Here is a 21,900-nt window from a genome sequence, read left to right as displayed (position 1 = left end):
CTTGGCGTCGCCGAAGCGGATGATCTTGACGAAGTCGTCGGCCTTGAGGCTGGCACCGCCGACCAGGGCACCGTCGACGTCGTCCTGACCCATGATGCTGCCGGCGTTGTCGCCCTTGACCGAGCCGCCGTAGAGCAGGCGCACGGCCCCGGCGACCTCGGGCGAGTAGAGCTCGGCCAGACGGGTGCGGATCGCCGAGCAGACCTCCTGGGCGTCCTCGGGGGTGGCGACCTCGCCGGTGCCGATGGCCCAGACGGGCTCGTAGGCGATGACGAGCTTCTCGGCCTGCTCGGCGGTGACGTCCTTCAGCGCGCCGTCGATCTGGCCCAGGACGTGCTCGACCTGGTTGCCGGACTTGCGCACCTCCAGGCCCTCGCCCACGCACACGATCGGCACGACGCCGTTGCCGAAGGCGGCCTTGGCCTTGCTGTTGACCAGGGCGTCGTCCTCGGAGTGGTGCTCCCGGCGCTCGGAGTGGCCCACGAGCACGTAGGAGCACTCGAGCTTGGCGAGCATCGAACCGGAGATCTCGCCGGTGTGGGCGCCCTTCTCGTGGGCGGAGAGATCCTGGGCGCCGTAGCCGAAGCGCAGCTTGTCGCCGTCCACGAGCGTCTGGACGCTGCGCAGGTCGGTGAAGGGCGGCAGGACGACGACCTCGGCGTTGTCGTAGTCCTTGTCCTCCAGGGCGAACGCCAACTTCTGGACGAGCGCGATGGCTTCCAGGTGGTTGTTGTTCATCTTCCAGTTGCCGGCGATGAGCGGCAGACGGTTGGACATGGTCGGTGTATCCCTACTGACGAAGGTCCGGTCCGAAGGACCAGGATCTGTGTGGTGCGTTACCTCGGCCCGAGGAGGGGCGGAGCGAGGTCGGAGGAACCCACCCTAGGCGAGGGCGTCGATGCCGGGCAGGTCCTTGCCCTCGAGGTACTCCAGGCTGGCACCGCCGCCGGTGGAGATGTGGCCGAAGGCTGCCTCGTCGAAGCCCAGGGAACGCACGGCCGCGGCGGAGTCGCCCCCGCCGACGACGGTGAACGCGTCGGAGTCGATGAGGGACTGGGCCAGGGCGCGTGTGCCGCCGGCGTAGGGCTCCATCTCGAACACGCCCATGGGCCCGTTCCAGAAGACGGTGCGGGTGTCGGCGAGCTTCTCGGCGAACAGGACGCGGCTCCTGGGGCCGATGTCCAGACCCATGCGGTCGGCGGGGATGTCCTCCACGTCGGCGGGGCCGTGCGCGGCCTCGGTGGCGAACTTCTCGGCGGCGATGACGTCCACGGGCAGGACGATCTCCACCCCTTCGCGCTCGGCGCGCTCCAGGTAACCCTTGACGGTGTCGATCTGATCGGCCTCGAGGAGGCTGGAACCGATCTCATACCCCTTGGCCTTGAGGAAGGTGAAGACCATGCCGCCCCCGATGAGCAGACGGTCGGCGGTGCCCAGGAGGTTGTCGATGACGCCGAGCTTGTCGGAGACCTTCGAGCCGCCGAGCACGACCGCGTAGGGGCGCTGGGGGTGGCTCGTGAGCTTCTTCAGGACCTCGATCTCGGTCAGGACCAGGCCGCCGACGGCGTTCGGGAGGCGGGCGGGCAGGTCGTAGACGCTGGCATGCTTGCGGTGCACGGCTCCGAAGGCGTCACCCACGTAGAGGTCGGCGAGCTGGGCGAAGCGGTCGGCGAGTTCACCGCGCTCGGCGTCGTCCTTGCTGGTCTCACCGGGCTCGAAGCGCACGTTCTCCAGGAGCGCGACCCGGCCGTCGGTCAAGGCCTCGCTGGTGGCGCGGGCGGACTCCCCGGCGGTGTCGGTGGCGAAGGCCACGTCGGTGCCGAGCAGCTCACCCAGGCGGGCGGCGACGGGGCGCAGGGAGTAGCGGGTGTCGGGTTCGCCCTTGGGACGGCCCAGGTGGGCGGCGACGATGACACGTGCGCCGCGTTCGCTGAGCGCGCGGATGGTCGGCAGGGCGGCACGGATACGACCGTCGTCGCTGATCCGGTCACCGTCCAGGGGCACGTTGAGGTCGGCCCGGACGAACACGCGCTTGCCGGAGACGTCGAGGTCGTCGATCGTCCGCATGCTGGTTCTCCTCGGTGGTAGGCCCGGCCGCGGCGGCCGGGCTCTGTCTGTCGATCCGGTGGGCGGGGCGTGGGCGCGCCGTGCCCCGGGCGCGCCCACGGCGGCACCCCCTCGCACGCGGCGAGGGGGTGCCGACCGCGACTCGGGCGCCCTGGGGCTTCGGCCTCCTCTACTGGCGGGTACCGACCAGCTTAGCCAGATCGACCAGGCGGCTGGAGTAGCCCCACTCGTTGTCGTACCAGCCGATGATCTTGACCTGGTTGCCCGAGGCCATGGTCATCTTGGAGTCGAAGGTGCAGGAGGGCGAGGTGCCGACGATGTCGGAGGAGACGATCTCGTCCTCGGTGTAGACGAGCACGTCCTTGAGCTCACCCTCGGAGGCGGACTTGAACGCGGCGTTGACCTCGTCGCGGGTGACGTCGCGGTCGAGCTCCACGACCAGGTCGGTGACCGAGCCGTCGGGCACGGGCACGCGCATGGCGATGCCGTCGAGCTTGCCCTCGAGCTCGGGGATGGCCAGGGCGGTGGCCTTGGCGGCACCGGTGGTGGTCGGGATGATGTTCTCCGCGGCGGCGCGGGCGCGGCGCAGGTCCTTGTGCGGGAAGTCCAGGGTGACCTGGTCGTTGGTGTAGGCGTGGACCGTGGTCATGAGGCCGCGGGTGATGCCGAAGGCGTCGTTGAGGACCTTGGCCATCGGCGCCACGCAGTTGGTGGTGCAGGAGGCGTTGGAGATGATGTCGTGCGTGGCCGGGTCGTACTTGTCGTCGTTGACGCCCAGGACCATGGTGATGTCCTCGCCCTTGGCGGGGGCGGAGATGACGACCTTCTTGGCGCCGGCCTCGATGTGCTTCCTGGCGTCCTCCGCCTTGGTGAAGATGCCGGTGGACTCGATGACCACGTCGACACCCAGGTCGCCCCAGGGAAGCTTGGCGGGGTCGCGCTCGGCCAGGACCTTGACGGTCTTGTCACCGATGCGGATCTGGCCTTCGCCGACCTCGACCTCGCCCTCGAGCTTGCCGAGCACGGTGTCGTACTTGAGCAGGTGCGCGAGCGTCTTGGTGTCGGTGAGGTCGTTGACCGCGACGATTTCGATGTCGCTGCCGCCGGCCGCGGCCGCGCGCCAGAAGTTGCGGCCGATCCGTCCGAAGCCGTTGACGCCTACACGGATAGTCACGGAACTGTTCTCCTCATGTGTCGCACATCACTGTCGACCCGCGCGCCCAGGCCCCCGGCACGGAGCCGACCGGCCGTGTTCGGCAGCGTGAACGCGTATCAGGTCTTCACAGAGAGCCTAGCGGAGCAGCGGTGGGCAACCGCTCTCCACCCCGTTCCCGCTGAACCGCTCCACTCTCGTGATCCGCTTCCATCCTGGCACTGCGACGCAAAGAGGTCTAGACCATTATCCGAAGTTATCGGGGTGTTTCTGCAGTTAACAAAGCCGAACACCCTGAGCGGGGCAAGGCCCCTACATGTCACATAGTCGAACATTCTCGGCCGGGGTTCAGGGAACGAGCATGTCCGGGGTGAGGTTCGCCTCGGTGCCGTCGATGCCCAGATCACTCGCGCGCTTGTCGGCCATGGCCAACAGCCTGCGGATCCGGCCGGCGATGGCGTCCTTGGTCAGCGGGGGGACGGAGAGCTGGCCGAGCTCCTCCAGCGAGGCCTGCTTGTGCGCCAGGCGCAGCTGGCCGGCGGCGACCAGGTGCTCGGGGGCTTCCTCCCCCAGGATCTCCAGCGCCCGGTCCACACGCGCCCCCGCCGCCACCGCGGCCCTGGCGCTACGGCGCAGGTTGGCGTCGTCGAAGTTGGCCAGGCGGTTGGCGGTCGCACGCACCTCGCGGCGCATGCGGCGCTCCTCCCAGGCCAGAACGCTCTGGTGGGCGCCCAGAAGGGTCAGCAACGCACCGATGGAATCACCGTCGCGCACCACCACACGGTCCACACCGCGCACCTCACGGGCCTTGGCGTGCACCTTCAGGCGCCGGGCGGAGCCCACCAGGGCCAGTGCGGCCTCGGGGCCGGGGCAGGTGACCTCCAGCGACATGGACCGGCCCGGCTCGGTGAGTGAACCGTGGGCGATGAAAGCGCCCCTCCACGCCGACTCGGCATCACACGCGCCGCCGGCGACCACGTGCCGGGGCAGCCCCCGCACGGGACGGCCGTTGTTGTCGACCAGACCGGTCTGGCGGGCCAAGGACTCGCCGTCCTTGATCACACGCACCACGTACCGGTTGCCCTTGCGCAGCCCGCTCGGGGAGAGCACCACCACCTCGGACTCGTGCCCGAAGACCTCTGAGATGTCCTTGCGCAAGCGCCGCGCAGCCGCACCGGTGTCCAGCTCGGCCTCGATGACGATACGTCCACCCACCAGGTGCAGACCCCCGGTGAACCGGAGAATGGTCGAAACCTCCGCTTTGCGGCAGCATGGCTTCAGAATGGCCAGACGGCTCAATTCGTCCTTCACCACGCCGGTCATCGCCATCGCCGCGATCCTCCCCTTGAACTGGGCCGACCCGGTACCCCACACACGACACCGGGATCCGGTCCCCGTGACCTCCTCACGGGTGACCGTCTCCGAGGCAGACTACGCGACGAGGTGCCGACGGCCGACCCCTGAACAGCGTGTTGCCCATCCCCGACCGGCGCTTGACCAGCACCATGTCGGGCTTCGTACGGCTGTGCCTCAATTGCCCCCGGCCCCGTCGGCCAGTCGCTCCGCCAAGAAGTCGCGCAGAACCACGGCATGGTTGTGTTCGGTGTCCTTGGCCGCGTACAGCAGGGTGACCGGGCCCCGGCGGGCCGCGGACAGGATCGGATCGAGGGACTCGGGGCCCGACTCCAGTTCGGTCCGGTACCGCTCGGAGAACTCCGCGAAACGGTCCGGGTCGTGCCCGAACCACGTGCGCAGTTCTGCGCTGGGCGCGACCTCCTTGAGCCAGATGACACCCTCCATGGCGTCCTTGCTCACACCGCGGGGCCATACGCGATCCACCAGGAAACGCTCACCGGGCGGTGGTTCCGGTTCCTTCTCCGGGTGCTCGCGGGCGCGGACCTCGTCGTGGACACGTTCCAGGAAAACGTCGTCACCAGCCATGGCGCGGGGCTTTCCCCGGCACCGGCCCCCCAACCCTTCACTTCGACAGAATCCGTTCGAAGGCGGCGGCCAGGCGCTCGGTGTCGTGGCGGGGGGTGCCGTCGGAGCGGCTGAGGTCGTCCAGTTCGAGGATCCCGCCCAGATCGCGCACCACCCGGTCCAACGGCCTGGCCTCCTCCACGGCCCCGTGGTCGGCCAGCACCACGTCGACGCCGAGTTTCGGGGCGTGCTCGCGCAGAACCTCGAGGTAGGTCTCGGGCCTGAAGTGATCGGTCTCACCGAGCTGCGGCGACAGGTTGAGGGTGACCAGGCGCCGGGCGCGCGTGGTGATCAGGGCGTTGGCGAGCTCCGGGACCAGCAGGTGCGGGAGCACGCTGGTGAACCACGATCCGGGCCCGAAGACCACCCAGTCGGCCTCGCGGACCGCTTTGAGCGCCTGTGTGCTGGCCGGCGGGGCCTCCGGGACCAGGGAGATCGAGCGCACGGAGCCGCCGGTGCTGGCGCAGGCGACCTGCCCGCGTACCGTGCGCATCTCCTGGGGCCGCTCGGGGTCGGAGCCCTGCACCTCGGCGACGATCTCCAACGGCACCGACGACATCGGCAGGACCCGTCCGTGTGCGCCCAGCAACTGGCCGACCCAGTCCAGGCCGGCCACGGAGTCGCCCAGGAGCTCCCACAGAGCCACGATGAGCAGGTTGCCGACCGTGTGTCCGTGCAGGTCCCCCTCGCTGCGGAACCGGTGCTGGAGCACCTGGCTCCAGGTGTGTCCCCATTCGTCGTCGCCGCACAGGGCCGCCAGGGCCATACGCAGGTCGCCGGGCGGCAGCACACCGAGCTCCTGGCGCAGGCGCCCGCTGGAACCGCCGTCGTCGGCGACCGTGACGATCGCTGTGACGTCGGTGGTGACCTGTCTCAGGGCGGACAGGGAGGCGTGCAAGCCGTGTCCTCCCCCGAGTGCGACCACCCGTGGCGGGCGCTCGTCGTCGCCGTCGTCCACCGCGGTGTTGCTGGACATCGTCGAGGCCTGCCCCCTCGTCCCGTGCTGCACTCGGACATGCGACCGTCTCCGCCCTGGGCGGTGGGCCGTCGGTCGTACCACGCCCCGGACCGTGCCGGCCCTCCGCCGCAACGGGCACCGACACCGGGATCCTACTCCCGGCCCACGTCCCTGTGGACCACGTTGACCTCCACCCCCTGGCCGCGGAGGCGCTCGGCGAACTGCTCGGCCATCGCCACGCTGCGGTGCTTACCGCCCGTGCATCCCACGGCCAAGGTCATGTAGTGCTTGCCCTCGCGCTGGTAACCGGTGGTGGTGAGCTTGAGGACCTCGCCGTAGGCCTCCAACATGTCCTTGGCCCCGTCCTGGGAGAGCACGTAGTCGCGCACCGGCTCATCGCGCCCGTTCATGGCTCTGAGCTCGGGGATCCAGTGGGGGTTGGGCAGGAAACGGCAGTCCAGCACCAGGTCCGCGTCCACCGGAAGGCCGTGCTTGAAGCCGAAGGAGACGACGTTGGCGCGGGGGCGGGACTCGTCGCTCTCCCCGAAGAAACCGATCACCCGCGCCTTGAGCTGGTGCACGTTGAGTTGGGAGGTGTCGATGACCAGGTCGGCCTCGCCACGTACCGCACGCAGGGTCTCGCGTTCGCGGGCGATGCCCTCGGTCAAACGGCCGTCGGCCTGCAGGGGGTGAGGGCGGCGCACCCCCTCGAAGCGCCGTACCAGCGCCTCGTCACCGGCCTCCAGGTAGAGGACCCGGGCGACGATGTCGCGCTTGCGCAGCTCCTCCACGGTGGAGAGCAGGTCCTCGGTGAAAGCGAGGGAGCGCACGTCCACGACCACGGCCACACGCGGGACGGCCCCGTGTGTGCGTCCGGCCAACTCGATCATGGTGGGCAACAGTCCGGGTGGAAGGTTGTCCACCACGAACCAGTCCAGATCCTCCAGGGCACGTGCCGCGGTGCTGCGCCCGGCCCCGGACATACCGGTGACGACCACCACCTCCGGCGGCAGGTCCCCACCCAGCTCGACCGTCATGCGTCTCCTCCCCCGTCGTTGCTCTCGTCTGCCTTCGTCCTGCTGTCACTTCCACCGGTCAGGTGTGCGTGCACGGTCTCCGCCAGTTTGGGGCCGATCCCCGGAACCTTCGCGATCTCCTCGGGGGTGGCACCGGAGAGTTTGCGCACCGAACCGAATTCCTTGATGAGGGCGGCCCGGCGCGAGGGCCCCAGCCCCGCGAGCTCGTCCAAGCTGCTGCCGGTGAGCGCCTTGGCCCGCTTCTGCCGGTGGTAGCGGATCGCGAACCGGTGTGCCTCGTCGCGGACCCGCTGCAGCATGTAGAGCCCCTCCCCGGCCCGAGGCAGGATCACCGGCTCCTCCTCATCGGGCAGCCAGACCTCCTCCAAGCGCTTGGCCAACCCGCACACCGCGATGTCCTCGATGCCGAGCTCGTCCAGGGCGCGCCGGGCCGCCTCGGCCTGGGGGCGGGCTCCGTCGACCACCACGAGGTTGGGCGGGTAGGCGAACTTGCCCGGCGCGGGTTCGTCCCCGCCCTGGTCTGCCCCGTGGTCGCCGGTCTCACCCATGCGCGCGACCTCACCGCTGCGGGAACTCTCCTCCAAGTAGCGGCGGAACCGGCGGGTGAGGACCTCGTGCATGGCGGCGACGTCGTCCTGGCCCTCGCCGCGCATCTGGAAGCGCCGGTACTCGGACTTGCGGGCCAGACCGTCCTCGAAGACCACCATGGAGGCGACCACGTGCTCGCCCTGGAGGTTGGAGATGTCGTAGCACTCGATGCGCAGAGGCGCCTCGGGCAGGTCCAGGGCCTCCTGGATCTCGTTGAGGGCACGGCTGCGGGTGCTCAGATCGCCGGCGCGGTGGGTCTTGTGCCGGGCCAGGGCCTCACGGGCGTTCTTCTGCACGGTCTCCATGAGCGACTTCTTGTCGCCGCGCTGGGGGACCCTGAGATCGACGTTGGAGCCGCGCCGCTGCGAGAGCCAGTCGGCGACGGCGCGGGTGTCGCCGGGGGCGTGGGAGACCAGGACCTCGCGCGGGACGACGGTGCCCAGTTCCTCCTCGGCCGATCCCTCCTTCTCGGCCTCACCATCACCGTAGAGCTGACCAAGGAGCGTCTCCATGAGTTCGTCCGTGCCGGCGTCGGTGACCCGGTCCACGACGTAACCGCGCTGTCCGCGGATACGCCCGCCGCGTACGTAGAAGATCTGTACGGCCGCCTCGAGCTGGTCCTCGGACATGGCGATGACGTCGCAGTCGGTGGAGTCGGGCAGTACGACCGCCTGCTTCTCCAGGGCGGCGCGCAGGGCGGCGATGTCGTCGCGCAGGCGGGCCGCGCGTTCGTACTCCATCTCCTGGGCGGCCTCACCCATCTGTTTCTCGAGTTCCCGCATGAAGCGCCCGGTGTCCCCGGCCAGGAAGGAACAGAAGTCGTCGACGAGGCGGCGGTGCTCCTCGGCGCTGGTCCGGCCCACGCAGGGGGCCACGCACTTGCCGATGTAGCCCAGCAGACAGGGCCGGCCGCTGCTCCGCGCGCCGCGGAAGACCCCGGCCGAGCAGGTGCGCACGGGAAAGACGCGCAGCAGCAGGTCGACGGTCTCGCGGATGGCCCAGGCGTGGGAGTAGGGGCCGAAGTAGCGCACGCCCTTGCGTTTGGCGCCGCGCATGACCTGCACCCGGGGGATCTCCTCACCGAGGGTCACCGCGAGGTAGGGGTAGCTCTTGTCGTCGCGGTACTTGATGTTGAAGCGGGGATCGTACTGCTTGATCCAGGAGTACTCGAGCTGGAGCGCCTCGACCTCGGTCCCGACGATGGTCCAGTCGACGTCGGCGGCTGTGGAGACCATCTGCTGCGTGCGCGGGTGCAGCCCGGCGAAGTCGCGGAAGTAGGAGGAAAGCCGCGAGCGCAGGTTCTTCGCCTTGCCCACGTAGATGACGTGGTTCGACGCGTCCTTGAACCGGTAGACCCCCGGTGAGGTCGGGATGCTTCCGGGTGCGGGACGCAGGTGAGGAGTCGCAGCCATGTCCCCATTCTGATCGTTCCCTAGGACATACGGCCACCGGTGCCGCACACGTCACACTGCCGCGACCGATCGGGGACGGTTTCCACGGGCCCCGAGCGGGCCAGAGATCCGCACTGTATCCCGAAACAAGCAATCATCACCAAGGACAAGTAGCATAAACGTCACGATTGAGTATCTGGATGCTCTAGTTTGGTCGGGTACACAGGAACAGCCCGACATGAACGACACAAGGGGGCCATCTCACCGTGGAACCGAGGCATTGGATCACCCTCGGCATAGCCGTCGGGATCGCCGTTCTCCTGGTGGCGGCCGCGCACTGGGTACTCCGGCACCAGCTCGCCAAGCAATGGAACCTGGCGGAGTTCATCGTCGACCGGACGAAGGTCAGCGCCTACACCGCCGCAGCCGTGGTCGGCGCCAACCTGGCCCTCCCCAGCCGCGGGGATGTGGACTCGGCCACCTACGCGACCCTCAATCACGTGATGGTCATCCTGATGATCGCCGCGCTCACCGCGTTCGGCATCGCCCTGGCCTACGCCTTCACCGATACGATCCTGGCCCGCCTGGACCTGAACAGCACTGACGCCGACCGCCGTGCGCGCCGCCTCCAGACGCAGGTGCGGTTGCTGCGCCGGGTCACCACGTCCATCATCGTCACCCTGGCCGTCGCCGCGATCCTCTTCACCTTCGACGAGATCCAGGCGCTCGGGGCCGGGCTGTTGGCGTCGGCCGGTGTGGTCGGCATCGTCGCCGGTGTGGCCGCCCAGTCCACACTCGGCAACCTGTTCGCCGGACTCCAGCTGGCCTTCAGCGACTCGCTGCGTCTGGGCGACGTCGTCGTGATCGAGGGCGAGTGGGGCCGGGTCGAGGAACTCAGCCTGGTCAACGTGACCATCAAGATCTGGGACGAGCGCCGCCTGGTGATCCCGGTCGCCAACTTCACCACCAGCAGCTTCGAGAACTGGACCAAGGAAGGCACCAAGATCACGGCCCCGGTCCTCTTCCCGCTGGACTGGCAGGTGCCGATCGCGGCGATGCGCGAGGAGGCCGGCCGGGTCATCACCTCCAGCGACCACTGGGACGGGCGGAGCTGGTCCTGCCAGGTGGTGGACATCACCGAGACCGGCGAGGTCATGGTGCGTGTGGTCGCCACCGCTTCCCACACCGACACCCAGTGGTTCATCGCCTGCGAGATCCGCGAACACATGATCGCCTGGCTGGCCGAGAACTACCCCGAGTCCCTGCCGCGCAAGCGCACCGAGTTCGTCGCCGACTCCTCCGAGGAGAGCGAGTACGCCTCGCAATACCCCACTTCGGCCTTCCGCCGCGTCGGAACCACCGCAGCGGCCGCGACCGAGGACAACGGTAGGGCCGGGGGCGATCCCGGAGAAGCCTGACCCCTCCACCTCTCGCGCACGAACGGGGCGCCCGGAACTCTCGGTTCCGGGCGCCCCGTTCGTTCTCCTACCCCTCGTCGAGCACGATGTCGGTGCCCCTGACGGTCACCGTGAACGCCTCCAGCGGGTCCTGGGCGGGCCCGGTCACGGGCTCACCTGTGGTGTAGTCGAACTTGCTGCCGTGGCACAGGCAATGGATGAGTTCCTCCTCGACTTCCTGCACGGTGCACCCGCTGTGGGTGCAGGAGGCGCTGAAGGCCTTGTACTCACCTTTTTCCGGCTGGGTCACCACGAGCTTGCTCTGGTCGAAGACCGCTCCCCCGCCCTCGGGCACGTCGTCGGTACTGCCCACGACCTGACCGCGGCGGATGTCCTGCGGTGCGGGCCTTTCTGCCCCGCACGCACTCACCGCGCCCACGGCGCCCACCGCGGCGACCGTCCCCGCAGCGCCGAACAGGCTGCGCCTGCCCATCGCGCACCCACACGTCCTCTCACCGGCCACGTCAGAACGCTCCTCACCTGCGCCGAAATCTACAACTACACACCGTAGTACGCTCGTCGGACCGGTTCGACTCGGGTCAGGTGGGCCCCTACCCGGACCGCCGGCACGCTCGGGCAGGCCCGGTCACGGTGGAGCACATGCGCGAGTACGGGGTGCTCCACGACCGGGCCCGGAGACGGAGCGGGCCGAGCATCTGGCCGACAACCTCGGCCGCCGGCTCCCCGTCCGGGCGTGCCGTGCGGTACCGGCCTCGGAGGTCGCGGACGCGGGCGGGGTCTCGGACGGTTTGGTCAACGCCGTCCCCGTCGGAACGGCCCACCATCCGGGGACACCGCTGCCACCCGAACTACTGCACCCCCGCTGTGGGTGGCCGACGCGGGGTCAGGCCTCCTCCCGGGCGTTGTGCGGCAACAACAAGGCGTCACGGACCCGGCGCCAGTCCACCCCGGACAGCCCCAGCGCGCCGAGATCCTCCAGAACCGCGCGGATGGACCTCAGATCTGCCTCATCGGTGATCCGGGCCCCGCCGTCGCGGTGGTCGGAGACGAGTTCGGTGACGTAGCGACGCAGGGGGTCGAGACCGTTCTGAGCCGCGGACCGTGCGCGCGTGTGCCAGCGGGCGTCGTGCGGGATCCAGCCGGTGATGACTTCGGTCGGCTCGGGCGTGTCCATAGGGGGACATTAACAGGGTGCAGGCGCTGCGATGCCCTGTGCGCAGGAATCCCTGCCCCGGCGGTCTCAGCTGCCGGGACAGGGCACTCGACGGTTCACAGCATCTTGGTGAGGTACTGCCCGGTGTAGGAATCGGCCACAGCAGCGACCTCCTCCGGGGTGCCCTCGGCGATGACCTTGCCACCGCCGGATCCGCCCTCGGGCCCCATGTCGATGATGTGGTCGGCCGTCTTGATGACGTCGAGGTTGTGCTCGATGACGATGACGGTGTTCCCGCTCTCGGTGAGCCGGTCCAGCACACCCAGGAGCTTGCGGATGTCCTCGAAGTGCAGCCCCGTGGTCGGCTCGTCCAGCACGTAGACGGTCTTGCCCGTCGAACGGCGCTGCAACTCCGCGGCCAGCTTCACCCGCTGGGCCTCACCGCCGGACAAAGTCGTGGCCGGCTGTCCCAGGCGCACGTACCCCAGGCCGACGTCATCCAGCGTCTGCAGGTGGCGACGGATCCCACCGATGTGTTCGAAGAACTCCAGCGCCTCGGTGATGGGCATCTCCAGCACTTCGGAGATGTTCTTGCCCTTGTAGCGCACCTCGAGGGTCTCACGGTTGTACCGGGCCCCCTGGCAGACCTCGCAGGGCACGTACACGTCGGGCAGGAACTGCATCTCGATCTTGAGTGTGCCGTCACCGGAGCAGGACTCGCAGCGCCCGCCCTTGACGTTGAAGGAGAACCGTCCGGGCTGGTACCCGCGGGTCTTGGCGTCGGTGGTCTGCGCGAACAGCTTGCGGATGTGGTCGAACACGCCCGAGTAGGTGGCCGGGTTGGACCGGGGTGTGCGCCCGATGGGGCTCTGGTCCACGTGCACGACCTTGTCGACCTTGCCCATGCCGTTGACGCGCAGGTGGCGTCCGGGCACCTCCCGTGCCCCTTGGAGCCCCTTGGCCAGGGCCTTGTAGAGGATCTCGTTGACCAGGGTGGACTTGCCCGAACCGGACACACCGGTCACGGCGGTGAACACACCCAGGGGGAAGGCGACGTCGAGGCCCTCGAGGTTGTGCTCGCGTGCGCCCTTGACCACGAGCTCGTGGCCGTTGGTGAGGGGCCGCCGCACGCTCGGGACCTCGATGACACGCCGCCCGGTGAGGTAGTCGCCGGTCAGCGAGTCGGGTGTTTCCAGCAGCTCCGGGACCTTCCCCGAGACCACGACGTGGCCGCCGTGCTCGCCCGCGCCCGGTCCGATGTCGACGACCCAGTCGGAGGAGCGGATGGTGTCCTCGTCGTGTTCGACCACGATGAGGGTGTTGCCGATGTCGCGCAGCCGCTGCAGCGTCTCCAGCAACCGGTGGTTGTCACGCTGGTGCAGGCCGATGGAGGGCTCGTCCAGCACGTAGAGCACCCCGACCAGCCCCGACCCGATCTGGGTGGCCAGACGGATGCGCTGGGCCTCGCCGCCCGAGAGCGATCCGGCCCCGCGGGCCAGATCGAGGTAGTCCAGGCCGACGTCGAGCAGGAACCCGAGCCGGGCGTTGATCTCCTTGAGCACCTGGGAGGCGATGACCATGTCCCGGTCGGACAGCTCCAGCTCACGCAGGAACTTCGCGCTCTCGGCCAGCGGCATCCGGGCGACCTCGGCGATGGACTTTCCGCCCACGGTCACCGCGAGCACGACCGGCTTCAGGCGAGTGCCCTCACAGGTGGGGCAGGGCACGCTCCGCATGTACCCCTCGAGGCGGTCCCTGCTGAACTCGCTCTCGGTCTCGGCGTGACGGCGCCGCACCCACGGGATCACACCCTCGTAGTCGGTGTAGTAGGAGCGGGTGCGCCCGTACCGGTTGCGGTAGTTGACGTGCACCTGCGTGGGGTGGCCCTCCAACAGCGCCTTGCGGACCTTGCGGGGCATGTCCTCCCACGGGGTGTCCAGGGTGATGGCGAGCGCGTCGGCCACCGCCTGCAGGATGCGCTCCCAGTAACCGGTGTTGGGACCGCTCGACCACGGCGCGATGGCCCCCTCGGCCAGGGACTTGGCCGGGTCGGGCACCAGCAGGTCCGGGTCGACCTCCATACGTGTGCCCAGACCGGAGCAGTCGGAACAGGCCCCGTAGGGCGCGTTGAAGGAGAACGAGCGAGGTTCGAGCTGCTCGAAGGACAGGTCGTCGTAGGGGCAGTACAGGTGCTCGGAGAAGACCTTCTCGCGCTCGGGCCCGTCGGCGGGCAGATCCACGAAGTCGAGGACGATGGTGCCGCCGGCGAGCTTGAGCGCGGTCTCCACCGAGTCGTTGAGCCGCCCGCGCGAGGACGGTTTGACCGCGAGGCGGTCCACGACCACGGAGATGTCGTGCTTGTCGTAGCGACCGAGCTCGGGCGCCTCGTCCAGCCGCACGGCCTGCCCGTCCACGACGGCACGGGTGAATCCCTTGGACTGCAGGTCCTTGAACAGTTCCACGTACTCGCCCTTGCGGCCACGCACGACCGGTGCCAGGACCTGGAAACGGGTGCCCTCGGTCATGTCCAGGACACGGTCGACGATCTGCTGGGGGCTCTGCCGGGCGATCTCGCGCCGGCACACCGGGCAGTGCGGGATCCCCACACGCGACCACAACAGGCGCAGGTAGTCGTAGACCTCGGTGATGGTGCCCACGGTCGAGCGGGGGTTGCGGCTGGTCGACTTCTGGTCGATGGAGACCGCCGGTGACAGCCCCTCGATGAAATCGACGTCGGGCTTGTCCATCTGGCCCAGGAACTGCCGGGCGTAGGCCGACAGGGACTCGACGTAACGCCGTTGCCCCTCGGCGAAGATCGTGTCGAAGGCCAGGGAGGACTTGCCCGAACCGGACAGGCCGGTGAACACGATCATGGAGTCGCGCGGCAGCTCCAGCGACACGTTCTTGAGGTTGTGCTCGCGGGCTCCCTGGACAACCAGGTTTTGTTCGACCATCGAGTGAGACATCCTTCGGCTTGAGCGCACGGGAGGCGGGCTCGCCGCGGCGACGGCCGGCCCGTGTGGCATGGCGGCACGGCGGTCGAACTGCTCCCTGACGTTCCCGCGCGACCGTTCGTTCGAGCCGGTCTCCGTGCGGGCGGATGGAGGGTGACGCGCCTGTGGGTCCGTCCGACCAGACTAACGACGAGCGGGGACACTTTTCTTCCCGAGCGGGAAGAGGCGGCATCGCCTTCCCGAACGGGAAGTGGCGGTACCCCGTCCGCGTCACCGCGAGGAGTACCGCCACTATAGACGAACACCCGTTCGAATTCAGCCGTTCCGGCCGGGACGCAGCAGCGGATCCGCGGCGTCCCGAGCGCTCAGGAGCTGTCGGAGGCCGAGCGGGAGCGTTCCGGCTCCTCGGCCCGGCGCTTGTCGGCACCGCTCTTGAGGAGGCTGCCGGCCACGGTGATGCCCATGACACCGAGGATGACGGTCAGCGACAGGCCGATACCGACCTCGGGCACCGGCACACCGTTCTCGTGCAGCGCGTGCAGGATCATCTTGGCGCCGATGAACAGCATGATCGCCGACAGGCCCCAGCTGATGTAGGCCAACCGGTCCATGAGCCCGGCCAGCAGGAAGTAGAGCTGGCGCAGCCCCATCAGGGCGAAGGCGTTGGCGGTGAAGACGATGTAGGCGTCCTGGGTCAGGCCGAAGATCGCCGGGATCGAGTCGACCGCGAAGACCAGGTCGATCACACCGATCGCGACGATGACCAGCAGCATCGGTGTGATGTAGCGGACCCCGTCGAGCTTCACGGTCATCTTGGCGCCGTGGTAGTCCTCGGTGACCGGCCAGAAGCGCTTGATGAGGCGCACGACCGCGTTCTGCGAGAAGTCCTTCTCGTCCTCGTCGCCCTTCACGTGGTCGCGCACGATCTTGTACGCGGTCCAGATGAGGAAGACGCCGAAGAGGTAGAAGACCTCGCTCCAGGCGTTGATGACCTGGGCGCCCAGGACGATGAAGATGCCGCGCATCACGATGGCGATGACGATGCCCACGAGCAGGACCTCGTGCTGGTACCTGCGCGGCACCGCGAAGGCGCTGATCAACAGGTAGAACACGAACAGGTTGTCGATGCTCAGGCTCTTCTCGGTCACGAACCCGGCGAAGTACTCCGCGCCGGCGGTCGTCCCGCCGAAGTACATGACGCCGAGACCGAAGACCACCGCGAGGGCGATGTAGAAGACCGCCCACCACGAGGCCTGACGCATCCCGAATTCACTCGGGCCTTTCGTCTTGCTCCAGGGGCGGTCGACGATGACGAGGTCGAGTGCCAGGATAGCGACCATCGCGCCGATGGTCACGGCCCAGATCCACAAGGGAACGTTCACGGGCGTCTGCTCCTCCGGTGTGAGTGCGCGCGAGCGTTGTGCACGCACGACGAACTACCGGAGGTCTCTCCCGCCCGTGCCCTGAAGCTCGGACCGACGGAACCGGGAACACGTCCTTGTGCTCCGTGATGACGGCGCCGCCGCAGTAGGGATACTCCCCTCGCGACTGAATCACGGCCACGACTCACCGCACAGGCGGCCGTCGACCGACCCCAAGCATGCCATCAAATCCCATTCCGAGGAAGTCGGAGGGAAGTGGCATCGATCGCTCCGCACGGCCACACCCGGGTCACCATGCCGCAACACCCGTGTAGGCCTTCGACACAGCCTCCACGGCGTCCTCCTCCGTAGGCAGCGCCTCGGCGGCTTCACGGGAGCGCTTCCGCAGGTCATCGGCCAGGCCGGTGTCGTCCAGGACCTGCCCCACCGCCGCCGCGAACGCCTCCGGTTCCTCCGGGGGCACCAGTACCGCGGTTCCCGAGTACAGCTCGGGGATGCCGCCCACCCGGGTGGAGACCACGGGGAGCCCGGCCCGGAGCGCCTCCATGAGGACCATGGAGGAGCCCTCCCAGCGGCTGGTGAGGCAGAACACGTCGGCGGCGGCGAGCAGGTCGGCCACATCGGTGCGGTGCCCGAGCATCCGCACGTCGGCCTCGAGCTCGGCGGCGGTGTCGTGCAGGCTCCCCCACAGCGGCCCGTCCCCGGCGATGGCGATGACGGGGTCGGGACGGCGGTCGGCGATGGCGGGAGCAGCGGCCAGGAGGGTGTCCAGGCCCTTCTGCTCCACGAGGCGGCCGATGGTCAGCACCAGGGGCCGCTCGGGCAGTACCGCGAGGTCGGCGCGGGTGTGTTCGCGTCCGTTGAAGGGTCTGCCGACATGGGGAGCGGCCATCACCGCGAGGCGTGCGTCGCGCGCCCCGGCCGCATTCAGGCGTTCGACCAGGTCGTCGGAGACACCGAGGCACAGGTCGGCACGGCCCGCCACGATCTTCTCCAGAAGCCGGTGGACCGCCGTGCGCGCCCCGGAGACCTCGGGCGGGGCGCTGTGCACGGTCACCACCAGGGGACCGACCCCGGCCAGGGCGCACAGGGCACCGGCGCGGATCCCGTGCGCGTGGACGACGTCGGCGTTGCGCAGCAGAGCGCGCAGACGCAGCACGGTCCCGGCGTCGCCCAGTTCGGGGGTGGCACCGATGGGTACCGGGGAGAAACGCAGTCCCGCCTCGGTGAATCCGATCTCCCGTTCGGTCTCGACCGGCCCGACGACGACCACTCGATGCCCCCGTGCGACCAGGCCCTCGCCCAGAGAGCGCACATGCCGGCCCGATCCCCCACTGCTGGTTCCCACCACCAGCGCGATCCTGGCGTTCACCGTTCCCCCTCCGTGTTCGGTCTCGTCCCGCCCCCGGTGTTGCGGCCCCGGCCCGGGACCCGGGTGGCCGGCTCCTGCCTACCCCCGCATCGCCCGCCCTCCGATGGGGCCACGCCGGTCACCGGCTCTCCTTCTGGCCCCGAAGCGCCGGCCCGGGACCGTGCGTAGGGCCGCCGGCCGGCCAGGACGGCGGGGAACGCACCCGTACGTGCGGATCCGGTGAGCACGCTCCTCATCCCCCGTCCCGGGCCGTGCGGCCCTCCTCGTCCTCGAGCTCGTACCCGCCCTCGTCCTGCAGGACCTCCGGAAGCGGGTCGGGCAGGAATCCCTCGGTGCCCTCGCCGATACCGAAGGAGCCGCCCCGGCCCTGGGCCTCGGCCGACAGAGCCAGGACGGTCACCACGTCGCCGACGGTCCGACCGGCCACGTCGACGGTGCTGTAAGGGGCCCGCCCCTCGCGGACCCGGGCGAGCACGTGGCCCTGCTCGGCGGATGAGGGCTCACCCGCGAGCACGGTCGGGCCCACGGAGGTGTGCAAGGCTTCGGTGAGAGCCTCCAAGGCGGCGCCCACGTGCTGTCCCTCGGCGCCCTGCTCGGGGTTCTCCTCGGCGGGGGCGAGCACCACGAGCGCGTCGGCGGACTCGGCGGGGCTGCCTGTGACGGTGAGGAGACCGGCCTCGCTGAAGGCAGACAGAGCCGCCCGGGCATCGTGCCCGCTTCCGGGGTCGTCGCCCTCGTCCTGGCCGGGGATTCCGTCTCCGGTGCCGTCCCCACCGCTGCCGTCGGGGGCGTTCCGGTCGTCGGAGACGGTGTCCGGTCCGGCGCCGGTCCCCGATCCCTCCTGCGAGGTGTCCTCGGCATCGCCGGCGACGGCCAGGGCCCGGCCGAGTTCTGCACCGGCCTTGGTGTGCGGGCCGCCGGAAAGCTCCTCGGCCACGGGAGAGACCTGCACAGCGAGTTCGTCGACGAAGGTGGCGTTGCCCTCCTCCAGGAACTCGCCGGCCAGGTCGACACGGCCGGTCATGTCCCCGCCGGCCTGTTCCACGCGCCGCTCCAGAGCGGCGAGGGTGCCCTCGTCGGCCCCGGGAGCGGCGACCGCGACCACATCCATGTCCAGGAGCCGCCCCTGGAGCATGTCCCCGGCCGCGGCGTCGACCATCTCGTCCGCGCCGTCGCCGACCTGCTCGGACACGTCCCGTTCGGTACGCAGGTCCGCGCTCTGGCCGCGCAGTTCGGCCGTCTCGGACTCGAGGGTGTCCAGCAACGGGTCCTGGAGCATGGTCGAACCCAGGACCAGCCCCACGGTCAGTGCCAGGAACACTGCAATGGTGGAAACGAGGTGATAGCGGAAATCGATCACGTGAACAATCCCGTCAACCAGTAGGAGAAGGCGTCCCAACGCGCGGCGAGAAAAGTCGGATAGACCTGGCCGACCGGTGAGCTGACCGCGGCCACCGCGATGGTGAGCAGGCACGCGGCGACCAGCCCGGCCAGGGCCCATGGGGAGATGCGGGAACGGTGCAGGCGGCTCACACTCTTGGCGTCGACGAGTTTTCCGCCGACCCTGAGCCGGGTCAGGAACGTGCCGGCCATCCCCGAACGGCCCTTGTCCAAGAACTCCTCCAGGGTGGCGTGGGTGCCGACCGCCACGATGAGAGCGGCACCGGAGCCGTCGGCGAGCATCATCGCCACGTCCTCGCTGGTACCGGTCGCGGGAAAGACCACGGCCTGGTGCCCCAGGTCGGTGACACGGGCCAGGCCGGGCGCACGCCCGTCGCGGTAGGCGTGCACGACGAGTTCGGCGCCGCCGGCCAGGGCGTCCTCGGAGACCGAGCCGAAGTCGCCGACGATGACGTCGGGGCGGAACCCGGCCTCCAGGACGACGTCGGCACCACCGTCCACGCCGATGATCACGGGACGGAACTCACGGATGTAGGGACGCAGGGCCGCCAGGTCCTCGCGGTAGTGGTAGCCGCGGACCACGATCAGGACGTGGCGCCCCTCCATGTCGGTGCCGATGGTGGGCACACCGACGCCGTCGAGCAGCAGGTCGCACTCGCGCCGGAGGTAGGCCATGGTGTTGGCGGCGAAGGCCTCCAGCTGGGTGGCCATCCCCGCACGTGCGGCCTCCATGGCCGCCTCGACCGAGACGGTGTCCTGACGAATGCCGCGGACCACGGGATCGGTCCCGCGATAGAGGGTCTCGCCCTCCAGACACAGCTCTTCGCCCTCGCGCACCAGAGTGAGGGTCTCGGGGGCCACGTCGTCGATCAGGGGGATGCCCGCGGCCACGAGGAGTTCGGGCCCCTGATTGGGGTAACGTCCGCTGATGCTCTCGGCGACGTTGACCACGGCCGAGACACCGCAGCTGAGGAGCGCCTCCGCACTGACCCGGTCGAGGTCGACGTGGTCGATGACCGCGATGTCGCCGGGGCGCAGGCGCTTGGTGAGGTTCTTGGTACGGCGGTCCGCGCGGACGGGGGCCACCAGCCCGTTGGAGGTCTCCGCCCGCGTGCGGCGCAACCGCGTGACTGTGGCGCTGAACGCCTCCGATACCTTCATCGCTGACATACTGCCAGAACACGACTACATGGAGTCATGGGCCGACGGGCAGGCGTGTTCCGGACAATTCACACCCGCCCTCCCTCGACGAAGGGGCGGCCGGGCCCGGCCGCCCCGGACGCGACACGGGGGTCAGACCACCGGGTGGGCCCGCTCGGGATCGGCGTTGCTCAGCAGCTCCTCGGCGTGGGCACGGCCCAGTTCGGAGTCCTCCAGGCCGGCCAGCATCCGCGAGAGCTCACGCACCCGGCCGTCCCGGTCCAGGCGCACCACACCACTCTCGGTAACCAGACCGTCGGTGGACTTCTCCACCACCAGGTGCGCGTCGGCGAACGCGGCGACCTGCGGCAGGTGGGTGACCACGATGACCTGGGCGCGGCGGGCCAGCCGGGCCAGGCGGCGGCCGATCTCGACCGCGGCCTTGCCGCCCACACCCGCGTCGACCTCGTCGAAGACGAACGTGGGTACCGGGTCGGAACCGGCGAAGACCACCTCGATGGCCAGCATCACCCGCGAGAGCTCACCGCCCGAGGCGCCCTTGTTCAACGCCAGGGGCCGCGCGCTGGGGTGCGGGGCCAGCAGCAGCTCGACCTCGTCGCGCCCCTGCGGGCCGAACTCCTCGCCGGTGGTGATGCGGACACTGACCTGTGCGTGCGGCATCGCCAAGGCGGTGAGCTCCTCGGTGACGGCCTCACCGAAACGCTCGGCAGCTTCCTCGCGCAACCGGGTGAGCTCCCGGCCCGACTCGGCCATGGCCGTGTACAGCTTCTCGGTCTCCGAAGTCAGCTGCTCGATGCGCTCGTCGTCGCCCTCCAGGTCGGCCAGGCGTTTGGCCGCGTCCTCGGCCCAGGCCAGCACGTCGTCGGTGGTCTCGCCGTACTTGCGGCTCAACTGGGTCAGCAGCGCACGCCGTTCCTGGACCTCGGCCAGGCGGGCCGGGTCGGCATCGACCGACTCCGCGTAGGAGGCCAACTCGGTGGCGGCATCGGTGAGGATGAAGGAGGCCTCGTCCAGGCGCCCGCCGATCGCGGCCAGCTCGGCGTCGTGCTCGCTCACCGCCGAGACCGCACTGCGGGCCGCCGACAACAGGGCCGCCACGTCCACCTCCACGTCCGAGGCCGGGTCCCCGGCCAGGGCCTCATGGGCAGTGGTCGCGGCCATGCGCAACCCGTCGGCATGGGCCAGACGGGTCTCCTCGGCGAGTAGTTCGGCGTCCTCACCCGACTGCGGTTCGGCGGCGGCGATCTCGTCCACGCCGAACCGCAGCATGTCCGCCTCCTGGGCGCGCTCGCGGGCACGCTGGACGATCTCCTCCAGCTCCCCCGCGAGCTCACGGTGCCGGCGGTAGGCCGCCGAGTACCGTTTGAGCTCTTGGCTCAGTTCCTCCCCGGCGAAGCGGTCCAGGGACGAACGCTGGCGGTCGGTGCGCAGCAATCGCTGCTGATCGGACTGGCCGTGCACGGCCACCAGGTCATCAGCCAGGTAGGACAGCAGGCTCACCGGGGCCGAACGCCCGCCCATGGTGGCGCGCGAGCGCCCCTCCGCGGATACCGCGCGGGTCAGGATCAGCACGTCGTCGTCGATGTCGCCGCCTGCCTCGAAGACCCGCGAGGCCACCCGGCCGTCCTCGGGCACGGTCAACCGGCCCTCGACACTGGCACGTTCGGCCCCGGGCCGTACACGCTGCGGATCGGCACGGCCCCCGAAGAGCAGACCGAGCCCGGTGACCACCATGGTCTTTCCCGCCCCGGTCTCACCCGTGACCACGGTCAGTCCCGGTGACAGCTCCAGAACGGCGTCGTCAATGACTCCGAGCCCCTGGATTCGGACTTCTTCGAGCACCGATCCCTCTCCTGATAGTCGACGCCACTGTCCACGCGCCTAC

At 69.5% G+C, this 21,900-nt stretch carries 17 protein-coding genes; 1 reads left to right on the top strand and 16 read right to left on the bottom strand.

Annotated elements, in window-relative coordinates:
* The 8 genes from tpiA to uvrC form a co-directional block, all read right to left on the bottom strand.
* Positions 1-777: triose-phosphate isomerase (gene tpiA / locus D473_RS0123080; protein WP_017611406.1), on the bottom strand; the 777-nt coding region annotated here is incomplete at its 3' end.
* 105 nt (positions 778-882) lie between these two features.
* Entirely contained in the window at positions 883-2,067 is a 1,185-nt protein-coding gene (locus D473_RS0123075; RefSeq protein WP_017611405.1) for a phosphoglycerate kinase, read from the bottom strand.
* Between the two features lie 169 nt (positions 2,068-2,236).
* Positions 2,237-3,241, bottom strand: coding sequence for a type I glyceraldehyde-3-phosphate dehydrogenase (gene gap / locus D473_RS0123070; RefSeq protein ID WP_017611404.1), 1,005 nt, complete (start codon positions 3,239-3,241; stop codon positions 2,237-2,239).
* A 327-nt stretch (positions 3,242-3,568) separates the two neighbouring features.
* Entirely contained in the window at positions 3,569-4,549 is a 981-nt protein-coding gene (gene whiA / locus D473_RS0123065; protein WP_026127235.1) for a DNA-binding protein WhiA, read from the bottom strand.
* A gap of 201 nt (positions 4,550-4,750) precedes the next feature.
* A complete protein-coding gene (locus D473_RS0123060; protein WP_017611402.1) occupies positions 4,751-5,161 on the bottom strand; it encodes a DUF488 domain-containing protein in 411 nt (136 codons plus the stop codon).
* Between the two features lie 37 nt (positions 5,162-5,198).
* Positions 5,199-6,176: a gluconeogenesis factor YvcK family protein gene (locus D473_RS0123055; RefSeq protein ID WP_017611401.1), complete on the bottom strand. Its 978-nt coding sequence runs from the start codon at positions 6,174-6,176 to the stop codon at positions 5,199-5,201.
* 134 nt (positions 6,177-6,310) lie between these two features.
* Positions 6,311-7,195 (bottom strand): RNase adapter RapZ, encoded by an 885-nt coding sequence (gene rapZ / locus D473_RS0123050; protein WP_017611400.1) that lies wholly within the window; start codon positions 7,193-7,195, stop codon positions 6,311-6,313.
* Positions 7,192-9,195 (bottom strand): excinuclease ABC subunit UvrC, encoded by a 2,004-nt coding sequence (gene uvrC / locus D473_RS0123045; protein WP_017611399.1) that lies wholly within the window; start codon positions 9,193-9,195, stop codon positions 7,192-7,194. The genes rapZ and uvrC overlap by 4 nt, the downstream gene beginning before the upstream one ends.
* A gap of 245 nt (positions 9,196-9,440) precedes the next feature.
* Between uvrC and D473_RS0123040 the strand changes: the two genes are divergently transcribed.
* Complete coding sequence (locus D473_RS0123040; RefSeq protein WP_017611398.1) at positions 9,441-10,592, top strand: mechanosensitive ion channel family protein; 1,152 nt, start codon at positions 9,441-9,443, stop codon at positions 10,590-10,592.
* 67 nt (positions 10,593-10,659) lie between these two features.
* Here D473_RS0123040 and D473_RS0123035 read toward each other — a convergent pair whose 3' ends face one another.
* The 8 genes from D473_RS0123035 to recN form a co-directional block, all read right to left on the bottom strand.
* The gene (locus tag D473_RS0123035) at positions 10,660-11,064 is read right to left on the bottom strand and encodes a Rieske (2Fe-2S) protein (protein WP_017611397.1); all 405 of its coding nucleotides are present in this window, start codon (positions 11,062-11,064) and stop codon (positions 10,660-10,662) included.
* 411 nt (positions 11,065-11,475) lie between these two features.
* Entirely contained in the window at positions 11,476-11,766 is a 291-nt protein-coding gene (locus D473_RS0123030; RefSeq protein WP_017611396.1) for a hypothetical protein, read from the bottom strand.
* Between the two features lie 95 nt (positions 11,767-11,861).
* Positions 11,862-14,699: an excinuclease ABC subunit UvrA gene (uvrA, locus tag D473_RS0123025; RefSeq protein WP_017611395.1), complete on the bottom strand. Its 2,838-nt coding sequence runs from the start codon at positions 14,697-14,699 to the stop codon at positions 11,862-11,864.
* Positions 14,700-15,064: 365 nt separating this feature from the next.
* On the bottom strand, positions 15,065-16,081 hold the full coding sequence (locus tag D473_RS0123020) for a TerC family protein (protein WP_017611394.1): 1,017 nt from the start codon (positions 16,079-16,081) through the stop codon (positions 15,065-15,067).
* Between the two features lie 289 nt (positions 16,082-16,370).
* Entirely contained in the window at positions 16,371-17,453 is a 1,083-nt protein-coding gene (locus D473_RS0123015) for a glycosyltransferase family 4 protein (RefSeq protein ID WP_026127234.1), read from the bottom strand.
* Between the two features lie 232 nt (positions 17,454-17,685).
* A complete protein-coding gene (locus tag D473_RS0123010; RefSeq protein ID WP_017611392.1) occupies positions 17,686-18,813 on the bottom strand; it encodes a copper transporter in 1,128 nt (375 codons plus the stop codon).
* The gene (gene steA, locus D473_RS0123005) at positions 18,810-20,015 is read right to left on the bottom strand and encodes a putative cytokinetic ring protein SteA (RefSeq protein ID WP_017611391.1); all 1,206 of its coding nucleotides are present in this window, start codon (positions 20,013-20,015) and stop codon (positions 18,810-18,812) included. Before steA ends, D473_RS0123010 begins: the two co-directional genes overlap by 4 nt.
* Positions 20,016-20,147: 132 nt before the next feature.
* Positions 20,148-21,857, bottom strand: coding sequence for a DNA repair protein RecN (recN, locus tag D473_RS0123000; protein ID WP_017611390.1), 1,710 nt, complete (start codon positions 21,855-21,857; stop codon positions 20,148-20,150).
* Between the last annotated feature and the right edge of the window lie 43 nt (positions 21,858-21,900).

This window comes from Nocardiopsis xinjiangensis YIM 90004, from assembly GCF_000341145.1.
GTDB classification, from domain to species: Bacteria; Actinomycetota; Actinomycetes; order Streptosporangiales; family Streptosporangiaceae; genus Nocardiopsis; species Nocardiopsis xinjiangensis.
Note: the sequence above shows the minus strand (reverse complement) of the source record. Positions and strands in the feature narration are given on the sequence as shown.

Coding starts and splice junctions, on each gene's coding strand:
- D473_RS0123075 (WP_017611405.1), bottom strand. CDS start 2,067: ATGCGGACGATCGACGACCTCGACGTCTCCGGCAAGCGCGTGTTCGTC.
- whiA (WP_026127235.1), bottom strand. CDS start 4,549: ATGGCGATGACCGGCGTGGTGAAGGACGAATTGAGCCGTCTGGCCATT.
- D473_RS0123060 (WP_017611402.1), bottom strand. CDS start 5,161: ATGGCTGGTGACGACGTTTTCCTGGAACGTGTCCACGACGAGGTCCGC.
- D473_RS0123055 (WP_017611401.1), bottom strand. CDS start 6,176: ATGTCCAGCAACACCGCGGTGGACGACGGCGACGACGAGCGCCCGCCA.
- rapZ (WP_017611400.1), bottom strand. CDS start 7,195: ATGACGGTCGAGCTGGGTGGGGACCTGCCGCCGGAGGTGGTGGTCGTC.
- uvrC (WP_017611399.1), bottom strand. CDS start 9,195: ATGGCTGCGACTCCTCACCTGCGTCCCGCACCCGGAAGCATCCCGACC.
- D473_RS0123035 (WP_017611397.1), bottom strand. CDS start 11,064: ATGGGCAGGCGCAGCCTGTTCGGCGCTGCGGGGACGGTCGCCGCGGTG.
- D473_RS0123030 (WP_017611396.1), bottom strand. CDS start 11,766: ATGGACACGCCCGAGCCGACCGAAGTCATCACCGGCTGGATCCCGCAC.
- uvrA (WP_017611395.1), bottom strand. CDS start 14,699: ATGGTCGAACAAAACCTGGTTGTCCAGGGAGCCCGCGAGCACAACCTC.
- steA (WP_017611391.1), bottom strand. CDS start 20,015: ATGAAGGTATCGGAGGCGTTCAGCGCCACAGTCACGCGGTTGCGCCGC.